Consider the following 11,441-nt stretch of genomic DNA (forward strand, 5'->3'; position numbering starts at 1 on the left):
AATAATAGGATACTTTGATGCTATCGCGACCACAGGGCTGCGGTTCACATAATCACTTACTACCTCAGGTAAATCTAGGGCCACAAAATATTCATAACCCAACGACTCAGTCAACTTAGCTAAGGCATCAGGACTAAATACTTCCTGAAAAGCAATAATGTCAGGTTGATTGTGGCTAATAAACTCACCTAACCATGCACATTTTTTTTGCCATTGCTTATCACTATAGATGTTTTCAAAGTCGTAGTAGGCGTGAGGCGGTTCAATAAAGTTAAATAAATTAATGCTTACGACACTGAATGTAAGCTCGGGTGATGGAGCGGTTGATACATCGTTTACGTCCAAAATATTTTGCTCTCTGTAAAACTTATATTAAGGGTACTGACAACATTGTTATTTGTCGAATTTAACTCCCCTCAATCAGGAATAATGCAACATAAACAAAATAATCTAAAAAAAACTGAACCTACATTCACCAATACGCGTAATGGATAACAGTTGCAGCTTAAATGACATCTGAATCACTAATACCCAATACAGCAGACCCGATAAAGTAACACTAGATTTAATCAATACAATCATCCCCGTAACACCCTTTATGGCTTATCCCTCACCCTGATAAGCCATTTTTTTACAGTATTTTTCAAAGCGCATGCGCATATCGAACTATAACGAATAGGAGTATATGATGGTATTACTCAATACACAGGACTGGCATGTTAGCCAAAAAGTACAAATAGGTATTGGTACTGCTGTTGGAATTTTATTATTAATTGGCCAACCTGTCTGGGGTGCCAGTGAGGACAATATGCTATTTCACTTTACTGAACCAAGCCATTTTGCAGAGTGGGACATTAATAATGACACTGTGATGGGCGGCATTTCGCAAAGCCAAATTAAGCTTAATAAGCAGCAAGCGTTATTATTTTCAGGCCAGGTGTCATTGGAAAACAATGGCGGGTTTGCGTCGACAGAATCAACCTTTACCCATCAAATTACCGATGCATCATCCCTTACTCTCACGGCCAAAGGTGATGGAAAAACATATCAAATCCGTCTAAAAACACCGAGTTTATCTTATGGTGAAGCCTATGTGGCTAACTTTAGAACTGATGCAGATACACTCACTCAACATAGTTTTACTCCGGCAGATTTTACTGTCAGCTTTAGAGGACGAGCTGTGACAAATGCACCCACATTAAACTTTGAAGATATTGATCGTATTGGTTTTCTCGTGGCACAAAAACAACAAGGTCCATTTACAATTGAGTTACACTCGATACAGTTTGACCAATAAACATGTTAATAGATAAGGGTATTCATTGAATTTACCAATACACATAAAAGGTATTATTTTTGATTTAGACGGCACCTTGGTGGAGTCAAGTTTAGACTTTAGCTTAATTCGCCAACAAATCGGTTGCCCTGAAGATATTGACTTACTTATCTATGTCGAAAAATTAAGCTGTAAAGTTGCGCAATCTAAGGCAAACCAGATTATTTTAGAACATGAATATCAAGATGCGATGAATGCAAAACCAATAAAAGGCATGACAGAGATAATAGAGGCTATATCTCACGCAAACATACCCACAGCGATAGTGACCCGGAATAGTCTTGCTGCAAGCAAGATGAAAGTTAAGCAAAATAATATTGCTATAGACCATGTTCTGACCCGTGAAGATTATCCAGCAAAGCCGGCACCCGATGCACTACTGGCCATTGCAGCACAATGGCAAATTCATCCGCAGCATATTATTTATGTTGGTGATTACTTATACGACATTCAAGCAGCTAATAATGCTGGAATGATTGCCTGTTTTATTAATCATGGGATTGAAAGCGATTATCAATATTTGGCCGATATTGTTATCGAAGAGTTGAGCCAACTACAGCCATTGTTTACCAAAAATACCCAACACAATTAAGTGAGCCTAAAATGAACCGAATTCATCCCAAAAAACTGTTACACAGTAAATGGACGAGAGTTGAAGTCATTAATAAATTGAAACATTTTAACATCATCAAGGTTAAATATGACGAAGAGCAAAACGTGATCGAATGTATCATTCGCGCAGAAATGAATGCTCAAGAATTTGCTATCAATTGGCGGGATCTTAAAAACTCGCAACTGTGGCAAATCGGCTGGCAATAAAAAAGTGACTCATGTTGAGTCACTTTTTTATTGTGCTGAGTAAAAGCGGGTTAAGGTTAACCAACCTACTTAATTGTAAATACCGAATCCACTCTAAAGGCAATAGTCTCTAGACCCCAATCAGATAACATGACTTCACCAATGCGTAAGGTGTCTCCTTCACTACTACAACCCCACATTTTGGCACATGTTTGCCCTGCTATATTTGACCCAGTGCCTTTCGACATGTCAGGGATCATGTGGTTTAACTGTGCAATATGACTACCAAACATACCTTCAAAAGTATCCATTTTCACATCAAGGGTTTCCATTTCGCCTTCAGGAAAATTGATCGCTGCTGTTTGCTCATTTGAACCAGTTTTCTCAGGGGTTAACGTGACAACATCTTGTGAAATTAAAGCGTAAAGTTTGCTAAACGGTAAATCTTTAGTTGATTCATGCAAGTAAAGTACTTGGCCATAATTTCTGGCTGCTAAATTATTTTCTTCATAAGCTCTAGCAAGGTATTGATCTGCGAGTGCAAAATCTTGTTCTACCATGCCACCACCTAAATACATTTTACCCAATAAATACGATGACTGAGAGTGGCCCATCTTTGATGCATACTGTAAATACTCAATGCCTTCATCAATATCTTTTAAATGCGTATCTTGTAAGTACAATACTCCCGCTTTGTATTTGGCATCCATAACACCATATTTACCTGCTCGTCGGTACCATTTCAACGCCATGTCTATATCTTTATCGGTACCATAACCGGTGTAATAGAATTCAGCTAACATGGCCATTGCTGAGGAGTGGCCTCGTTTCGTTAAAATGCGGTAGGCTTTAAAGTATTCAATACATTCAGAAGTATTGCACTCAGGTAATTGGGTTGCTTGGCTTTTAAATGGAGCGAAAGCGAGAAAGCTTAATATTAAGCTCAAAATAATAGCATTTTGTTTCATCATGTTAAGTCCTTTTTATATGCGATTCATTACTATTAGCATTTTTATACCTAATGTCTATAGTAAGTATGTCTATAAAAAATAACCGTACGACATGTCCAATGTTATCCGTCAATTATCAAATTATTCTTCAAAAGCAGCCTAAAACGCCAATAAGAGCAACTTACTCATCGTAATTGAAATCCACCCACTGTTGACCGATATTGGTAAGCGAATAGGCTCAAATCTGGTCGATTTACCTCACTCATCAATTGTTCAACCAAATCGCGTGGCTTCAAATTGATTTAATAATCGATGAACTACATAACACAACAATAATGTCGCCACGATAGCGACTAAGATGCTGCTTATTCGGTACAACGCACTAAAAACTAAGTCGTTATCTGGGGTTAAGTATTGACCGAATAATATCCCTAATGTGGTCATAGCACCGAATCCCACACCTGAGCCACTCGCTTCTCTCACGTGTACTTGGCTAAACAACATTAAGCCTATCCACAATAGTGGTATCACAAAAATCAATAATCCGGACCAATCATAGAGTAACCCTTGTCCCACCAAGCCAAAAGTCACGCCAAACAAGGTGCCGATAGCTCGTTTGCGGGCATAACCGAGTGCACCATTCCAATGCATTGGGAATAACAATAACAAGGTGGTAGCTTGAGCAGACATAGAATCACGTAAGTTAAAGACCTGAAAAACCACAAATGATGCAGTTGCAATAGATGCTCCGAGTAACGCTTCATGGCGCATACGGTTAGGCACTTTAACCACCGCAGTAACTGGCGTTCTTGGTTCAACATCGGGCCATAGAGCCGTCATAGCATAAGCAATGACGACTGATGCTGCCGTTGCCCAAAAATTACTAAAAATGAGATTATTAATATCGACACTTGGATAACTGGCAAAGTGCAGCATAATGCTTAAGCTGATAACCCCGTTAGCGCCAAATAAAAACAAGCTGCCGCGTGACATTGCTGCAAAACGATACAAAAAAAGTACAAACACAATAGGTAGTATCACTCCTGGGTGATCACCAAATAAACCGCCTAAAATACCTACTTCAATCCCAGACATTACAGATGATGCCAACAATTGCCTCATCGCATGGGCATTCATCACAGGGACTAAACCGAGCAATAACATTGGAGTGACGGTAAAAAATACACCATAACTGAGATCGAAAAACTTGCATATCGCAAACCCTAGCGTGGCGCCTGTTGCAATGCGTAAACATTGACGTAAATCGTTTTGAGTCAAAGGACTATGGCGTAATAACATATGAACAACCTAGGGCATTGATACAAGATACAGCACGCTAAATGAATAACCTGCTGCATTGTCTTGAGTGTGATTTGATATAGTGATTAGTAACAAGCAATATTGAGCTTAATGACGACGTTAATAAATATAATGCAGTGTGCTGATAACCTTGATTTGAACCTTAGCTAAGAAGCCAAGCAAACCACTATTGGGGACTAATTGCACCGTTGCACGTGCTCCAGCAGGTAATGCATTAACTCCTTGGTGGTCAAGTTCAAGGTGTAAACGTAAACGCTGAGCGTCACGTACCCAACGTACAGACTCTTGCGGATCAGCTAAACGGCCATTGGCATCAAATTGCCCGGCACTCACACCAGCATCTACGGTACTCACTTTGGCATGATACAAACGCCCAGGTTGACCATCAAATGCAATAAGTGCAGTTGATTGTGGCTCAATACCTCGTAAACTTTTTTCTCTAAAGTCAGCAATAATATCAACGGTTTCTGACACCACAGCCAATAGCGGCTGACCGACAGTGGCAAAGCTGCCGACTTCTAACTGTAAGTTGGTTACCACGCCATTTTGATCGGCGCGAATTTGAGTGTAAGACAGGTTTAACTCTGCTTGAGCCAAACGGTTTTGAGCTTGACGCACTTTTAAATTATCTTCGCCATTACGTCCACGGCTTACGGCTAGCTTAGTTAAGCGAGCTTGAGCTGCAAGTAAGTTAGCCTCTGCCGTGACGGCCTCACTTTGAGCTTGATCGGTTAACTGTTGCGATACACCTCGGGAGTCATACAGAGCATCAAGGCGTTTTGCTTCACGATTTCTCTGCTGTGCACTACTTTGATTTGCCTGAACATCTGCTTTGGCCGCTAATATCGATGCATCAAGTTCAGCGTTGTCTTGTTTTGCTTGCTCTAACGCTAATGAAGCTTGTTCAACCGCTAACTCATAAGGGGCTGAGTCGATGCTAAATAACACATCACCTTTAGTCACAGGTTGGTTATTTTCGACGTCAATAGACGCAATTTTACCACTGACTTGTGGCGTCACTTTAGTGACCATTCGTGTGGCCATGGCTTGCGGCGTCATTGGCATTACTGCATCGGCAAACATAAAGTAACCAAACACCATTACAAACATAAAAATAGCGATTTTAACGAGTCGAGAAAATTGTTGATCTGGGGTCATGTTATTTCTCATTCGGGAATGTTGTTGTCTAGCTCTGTGTTCTTATGCAGCGCAGCAAGAGCGTTATCACTAATAAGACTAATGACACGTTCAAATTCACTTAATTCTTGGCTGCTAATACCTGCGAGTAAATCTCGACGAACCAACATAATGTGGCTTTCCATCTGCTTAAGTATGGCTATGCCTTCAGGAGTTAAGCTGACAATTCGTGCTCGCTTATCGTTCTCGCAGCAGCGGCGCTGTATATATCCTTGCTGTTCTAACTGGCTCAAAGTACGCATTAATGAGGGCAACTCAATCTCTAAAGCATCAGCAAGCACCTTTTGGCTGACGTTATCGCCCAAACGGAGCAACTTCCACAATGCAGTCCAGCGAGGATGAGTTAACCCTAATGGTATGAGCTGCGCGTCTGCAACGGTGCGCCATAAACGATGTAATCGTCCTAAGTGCTCAGCAAGAGACAGTTCTTTTAATCGCTCTAATTCTTTATACATAAAGGAATACCATTTAGTTAGCCTGCTAAGCATTGTAACAACTTAGCAGGCTAAGTAAATAACTGATATTGATTAATCCATCAAACCTCTGCTGTGTTGAAACTAATTTATTGATAACAGAAACTAAAAATGACCAGTGTTGATTACATATTCTATAAAGATTAAGTCGTAAACAGGTATGAGTGTTATTTAGACAAGGATGACTTGCATCACATTATTGGTGTGTCACTTTAACACTCAGTGTCTTTTTAACAGCCAAATAAAACTGTTAAAAAGACACCAACACAATGACGACGACAAATAAATCACTAAATATCAACTACTTATAATTAATTTAAAGTTGGCACGACTTGTGTAATGCTTTAGTCATCTGTATCAAAATGACTTTGCGCTAAGAGGACTTATGAGCAAAAACAAACTCACCGGCATTGCACTACTTATCGTGCTTGTTGCTTCCTTCACTGTATTACTCAGTTTAGGTAGTGGCATATATCGAGAAAAACCCCCTATTCCAACGGCGTTTACTGACACCAGTGGCCAACCAATATTTACCGAAAATGATATTGAGCAAGGTCAACTTGTATGGCGCTCAATGGGCGGTCATCAATTAGGATCTATTTGGGGTCATGGCTCTTATGTGGCACCAGACTGGACTGCTGATTGGTTGCACCGTGAAGCACAAGCTTGGTTGTCTATCACGGCTAAAGCACGTTTCAATCGTGATTTCGCAGAACTCGATTCTGAACAGCAAGCTGGCTTAGAAAAAGCCCTCAGAAATGATATGCGCCATAATACGGTTGTCGAAAGTGCAGAGGATAAAACCTATGTTACGCTTTCAAACACCAGAGTTGCGGCGATAAATGAAGTGACTCAACACTATTTATCACTCTTTGGTGATGATCCTGCACTGTCATCTCTGCGCGAACAATACGCAATGAAAGAAGGCACTATCACCGATGCTAGCCATCGTGAACTGCTAAATGCTTTCTTGTTTTGGGGCTCATGGGCAGCGGTAACCGAGCGTCCTGGTTACGATTATACTTACACTAATAACTGGCCATATGACCCACAGATAGGTAATTTACCCACTTCGGACAACATAGTTTGGTCGGTGTTGAGCGTAGTGACATTGATTCTTGGTATTGCCATGTTGATTTGGCACCATGCCTGTTGCAAAGAAGAAGCATTACCAGAACCCGCTAAAGATGACCCATTATTTTTCACTAAACCTACGCCATCGCAAAAAGCAGTAGGTAAATACTTTGTCACTGCTATTGGGTTGTTTTTACTGCAAATACTGCTTGGCGGAATTACGGCACACTACGCGGTTGAAGGCCAAGAGTTTTATGGTTTCCCATTATCTGAAATTCTGCCTTATTCAGTCACTCGAACTTGGCATACTCAACTCGCAGTATTTTGGATAGCCACTGCATGGTTAGGCACAGGACTGTATATTGCCCCGGCACTGTCAGGTTACGAGCCGAAATATCAACGCCTAGGGGTAAACATTCTTTGGGTCGCATTAGTTGTTATCGTCCTTGGTTCTATGGCCGGCGAGTGGCTTGGTGTGCAACAGTATTTCGACCTGGACATGAACTTCTTATTTGGTCATCAAGGATATGAATACATCGACTTAGGCCGCGTATGGCAAGTATTACTGCTGGCGGGTTTATTAATTTGGTTAGCATTAGTCACCGCTTCAATGCGCCCTGCGTTAAAAGTCAGCAACGACATGCAACCGGTTATTTGGGTGTTATATGCTTCTTGTGTCGCCATTGGCTTATTTTATGGTGCAGGCCTGTTTATGGGCAAACACTCTAACCTAGCGATTGCAGAATACTGGCGTTGGTGGGTGGTCCACTTATGGGTTGAAGGCTTCTTTGAAACATTTGCGACATCTGTAATAGCATTAATGTTAGTTCGCTTAGGGCTTATTCGTGCCCGAAGTGCCAATGGTGCGGTATTGTTCTCAACCGTGGTGTTTTTAACCGGTGGCCTAATCGGTACTTTGCATCACTTATACTTTACCGGTACTCAAACATCAGTCATTGCTTGGGGAGCGATATTCTCAGCACTTGAAGTTGTGCCGTTAGCATTAATTGGTTTTGAAGCGATGGAAACCTATCGTTTACGTAAAGCCAGCCCTTGGATGGAGCGTTATCACTGGGCGATTATGTTCTTTGTGGCGACCTCTTTCTGGAACTTAATAGGTGCTGGTGTATTAGGTTTCTTAATTAATCCACCTATCTCGCTATACTTTATCCAGGGATTAAACACCACTGCAACCCATGCTCACGCGGCATTTATGGGCGTGTATGGCATGCTCGGTATAGGGCTAATGTTATTCTGTTTACGCGGATTAACTGGCAATATGCAATGGAACCACAAATACCTTAAAGGCGCATTTTGGACCTTAAACATAGGCTTAGCAGCAATGGTGTTTATGTCGCTACTGCCTGTTGGTATTGTGCAATTTTTTGCTGCTATTGATCACGGCTACTGGTATGCCCGTTCACCGGCTGTTATCCATAGCGACTTAGTTGAAAACCTAGTGTGGATGAGAATGTTCGGCGACATTATCTTCAGTATTGGCGGATTATTAATGGCGGCGTTCTTATATGACCTTATCAAGAAAGCCATTGTCAGCAAAGGCGCTAAAGCGAAGCAAGCTGGAGCATTAACAATGAGCTAAGTATGCATTGATAAACATGCATTGATAAACATCATCAGGGGCCTTTATGGCCCCTTTTTTATTAACAATGTGGGCTTTGCCCTTGTTGTTATATTCACACTTGTCATAATGACATCAACTTGTTGTTAACTGGAGTTTGACATGGCATTGAGTCAAGCAGACTTAACCCGTATCGCACTTGATATTACCGCTAACCTGTCTAATCGAGATCGCTTTTCACGCTTATTAACCACGGTAAGAGAAACGCTCGATTGCGATGCTGCTGCGCTATTATCATTTCAAGGTCATCAATTTACTCCTTTGGCAATTGAGGGATTAAGTGCTGATGTATTGGGGCGGCGCTTTATTTTAAACGAACATCCAAGACTTGAAGCCATTGCCAGAGCAGGAGATATTGTCCGTTTCCCTTCCGATAGTGAGCTTGCAGATCCTTACGATGGCTTGATCCCCAATGTCGACGGTGACTTAAAAGTGCATGCCTGTATCGGCTTGCCACTATTCGCTAACGAGCAACTCATTGGCGCACTCACTATTGATGCACTCGACCCAAACAAATTTGATCAATTTACTAATAATGATTTACGCAGTTTTAGTGCTATTGCTGCGGTTTCTTTAAACAATGCACTACTAATAGATAAACTCGAAAAACAAGCCAACAATTTTACGATCCCTGATGCTAAACCATCAGGACTATTGCACGAAGAAACAGAAATTATCGGTCAAGCAGATAATCTTTTATCTCTGCTTAATGAAGTCAATGTCGTCGCGGCAACAGAGCTCAATGTATTGATTTTAGGAGAAACCGGCACAGGTAAAGAACTAATAGCTAAAGCTATTCACCAACATTCTGCACGGGCCAATAAGCCGCTAGTATATTTAAATTGTGCCGCGCTGGCTGAATCCGTTGCAGAAAGTGAGCTCTTTGGTCATGTTAAAGGTGCCTTTACTGGTGCTATTAGCCATCGTAGCGGCAAATTTGAAATGGCCGATAAAGGCACCTTATTTTTAGATGAAATTGGTGAATTAGCCCTTAATTTACAAGCTAAATTATTGCGAGTACTGCAATACGGGGATTTACAAAAAGTCGGTGATGATCGAAGCTTAAAAGTGGATGTTCGTATTATTGCCGCGACCAATAAAGATCTTAAAAGCGAAGTATTAGCCGGACGATTTAGAGCCGATTTATACCACCGTTTAAGTGTGTTCCCTGTGATGGTTCCGCCGCTAAGAGACCGCCAACAAGATATTCATTTGTTAGCGGGGTTCTTTGTTGAACGCTATCGTCAACAATTGCACTTAACTCATTTAGGGTTAGAGCCTTCATCACTGCAATTACTCGAGCAATATGATTGGCCTGGTAACATACGAGAACTTGAGCATGCTATCCATCGAGCGGCAGTTTTAGCCAAGTCACAAAGCCAAAAAAATGGAATGTGTCTCATTAACAATAGCCATTTTGAATTTGCACAGTCATCGCCCACTGCTATCCACTCAAACAGAAATCTGACGCTTAAACAGTCGGTAACATCTTTACCACAAACAAGCTTACGAGATGCAACAGACCAGTTTCAAAACCAATTTATCCAGCAAATATATACTCAACAAGGGAGTAATTGGGCTGCAACCGCACGCCAGTTGCAAATAGACTCGGGTAACTTACACAGACTGGCTAAACGCTTAGGATTAAAATAGAGAAAGTAAAAAAATCAGTTGAAATATTAGGCGTAATAAGTGACGATGCGCGCTAACCATCAGTACAAATGTCCTTTACTAATTGTTTGTACTAAATAGTCAAGCTTGGCAAGATATTGTAGTCTGACTAATATAACGTCTGTTTTGGAATGATATAACCCTTATGATAAATTCGTTACGTTCTACTTTACTTGCTGCGACAGCCATTGTATTAAGTTTTTCGAGTGCTGCAGTTGAATATCGTTTACCCGCTGAAGGTAGTAATTTAGTAGGTGAAAATCAATATTATGTTGTTCCTGAGGGGAAACTAACCTTAGAGCAAATTGCCTCACAATTTCAGCTAGGACTCACTAACTTATTAGAAGCTAATCCAGGTGTTGATCCATTCTTACCTAAACCGGGTAGCACATTACTGATCCCACATCAGCTAATTCTACCTAACGCTAAAAGAGAAGGTGTGGTCATTAACTCTGCCGAGATGCGTTTATATTATTACCCGAAGGGTAAAAATACCGTTGAAGTATTACCTATTGGTATTGGTCAAATTGGTAAAGATACCCCTGAAAATTGGGTAACAACAGTACAACGTAAACGCGCTAATCCAACATGGACACCCACAGTTAATATTCGTAAATCATATGCTGCAAAAGGGATAACATTACCGGCAGTATGGCCAGCAGGTGCTGACAACCCAATGGGTTTATTCGCGCTTTATGTAGGTAATCTGTATGCGGTTCACGGCACTAACGCTACGTTTGGTATTGGTTTACGGGTAAGTTCTGGCTGTGTTCGTTTACGCGATGAAGACATTGAACATTTATATAATAGCGTACCGGTTGGCACACGTGTTGAGTTTATTAATCAACCTATTAAAGCCACTGAAGAACCAGATGGTAATCGCTATTTAGAAGTTCATGAGCCACTGTCACGAACTCAAGCTGAATTTGATTCGTTAGAACCAGTAGCATTATCATTCGATAAAGCCATGACTCGCTTTGTTG

General features: G+C 41.1%; 10 protein-coding genes and 1 pseudogene. 6 read left to right on the top strand and 5 right to left on the bottom strand.

From position 1 onward, the window contains the following. A pseudogene (locus tag H5202_RS12660) lies at window positions 1-345 on the bottom strand (endonuclease/exonuclease/phosphatase family protein); the annotation flags it as partial. Window positions 346-685: 340 nt separating this feature from the next. On the opposite strand from H5202_RS12660, the gene H5202_RS12665 reads away from it, so the two are divergent. The 3 genes from H5202_RS12665 to H5202_RS12675 are packed head-to-tail and all read left to right on the top strand — an operon-like array spanning window position 686 to window position 2,155. Continuing rightward, window positions 686-1,297: a CIA30 family protein gene (locus H5202_RS12665; protein ID WP_182772389.1), complete on the top strand. Its 612-nt coding sequence runs from the start codon at window positions 686-688 to the stop codon at window positions 1,295-1,297. Window positions 1,298-1,322: 25 nt separating this feature from the next. After that, window positions 1,323-1,928, top strand: coding sequence for an HAD family hydrolase (locus H5202_RS12670; protein ID WP_182772390.1), 606 nt, complete (start codon window positions 1,323-1,325; stop codon window positions 1,926-1,928). Between the two features lie 11 nt (window positions 1,929-1,939). Continuing rightward, complete coding sequence (locus tag H5202_RS12675; protein WP_182772391.1) at window positions 1,940-2,155, top strand: TIGR02450 family Trp-rich protein; 216 nt, start codon at window positions 1,940-1,942, stop codon at window positions 2,153-2,155. 65 nt (window positions 2,156-2,220) lie between these two features. On the opposite strand, the gene H5202_RS12680 is transcribed toward H5202_RS12675, so the two are convergent. The 4 genes from H5202_RS12680 to slyA all read right to left on the bottom strand — a co-directional run bounded on the left by H5202_RS12680 (window position 2,221) and on the right by slyA (window position 6,056). Beyond that, on the bottom strand, window positions 2,221-3,105 hold the full coding sequence (locus tag H5202_RS12680; RefSeq protein WP_182772392.1) for a tetratricopeptide repeat protein: 885 nt from the start codon (window positions 3,103-3,105) through the stop codon (window positions 2,221-2,223). 252 nt (window positions 3,106-3,357) lie between these two features. Beyond that, on the bottom strand, window positions 3,358-4,383 hold the full coding sequence (locus tag H5202_RS12685) for a DUF2955 domain-containing protein (protein ID WP_182772393.1): 1,026 nt from the start codon (window positions 4,381-4,383) through the stop codon (window positions 3,358-3,360). Window positions 4,384-4,503: 120 nt separating this feature from the next. Further along, a complete protein-coding gene (locus H5202_RS12690) occupies window positions 4,504-5,562 on the bottom strand; it encodes an HlyD family secretion protein (RefSeq protein WP_182772394.1) in 1,059 nt (352 codons plus the stop codon). Window positions 5,563-5,570: 8 nt separating this feature from the next. Then, window positions 5,571-6,056, bottom strand: coding sequence for a transcriptional regulator SlyA (slyA, locus tag H5202_RS12695; RefSeq protein WP_182772395.1), 486 nt, complete (start codon window positions 6,054-6,056; stop codon window positions 5,571-5,573). A gap of 403 nt (window positions 6,057-6,459) precedes the next feature. Between slyA and H5202_RS12700 the strand changes: the two genes are divergently transcribed. From H5202_RS12700 to H5202_RS12710, 3 genes are all read left to right on the top strand, one after another. Then, window positions 6,460-8,748 (top strand): nitric-oxide reductase large subunit, encoded by a 2,289-nt coding sequence (locus tag H5202_RS12700; RefSeq protein ID WP_182772396.1) that lies wholly within the window; start codon window positions 6,460-6,462, stop codon window positions 8,746-8,748. Between the two features lie 141 nt (window positions 8,749-8,889). Continuing rightward, window positions 8,890-10,440, top strand: coding sequence for a nitric oxide reductase transcriptional regulator NorR (gene norR, locus H5202_RS12705; RefSeq protein WP_182772397.1), 1,551 nt, complete (start codon window positions 8,890-8,892; stop codon window positions 10,438-10,440). Window positions 10,441-10,606: 166 nt separating this feature from the next. Further along, window positions 10,607-11,441: L,D-transpeptidase family protein (locus H5202_RS12710; RefSeq protein WP_182772398.1), on the top strand; the 835-nt coding region annotated here is incomplete at its 3' end.

Source organism: Shewanella sp. SG41-4 (genome assembly GCF_014164505.1).
Lineage (GTDB): Bacteria > Pseudomonadota > Gammaproteobacteria > Enterobacterales > Shewanellaceae > Shewanella.

Coding starts and splice junctions, on each gene's coding strand:
- H5202_RS12665 (WP_182772389.1), top strand. CDS start 686: ATGATGGTATTACTCAATACACAGGACTGGCATGTTAGCCAAAAAGTA.
- H5202_RS12675 (WP_182772391.1), top strand. CDS start 1,940: ATGAACCGAATTCATCCCAAAAAACTGTTACACAGTAAATGGACGAGA.
- H5202_RS12680 (WP_182772392.1), bottom strand. CDS start 3,105: ATGATGAAACAAAATGCTATTATTTTGAGCTTAATATTAAGCTTTCTC.
- H5202_RS12685 (WP_182772393.1), bottom strand. CDS start 4,383: ATGTTATTACGCCATAGTCCTTTGACTCAAAACGATTTACGTCAATGT.
- H5202_RS12690 (WP_182772394.1), bottom strand. CDS start 5,562: ATGACCCCAGATCAACAATTTTCTCGACTCGTTAAAATCGCTATTTTT.
- slyA (WP_182772395.1), bottom strand. CDS start 6,056: ATGTATAAAGAATTAGAGCGATTAAAAGAACTGTCTCTTGCTGAGCAC.
- H5202_RS12700 (WP_182772396.1), top strand. CDS start 6,460: ATGAGCAAAAACAAACTCACCGGCATTGCACTACTTATCGTGCTTGTT.
- norR (WP_182772397.1), top strand. CDS start 8,890: ATGGCATTGAGTCAAGCAGACTTAACCCGTATCGCACTTGATATTACC.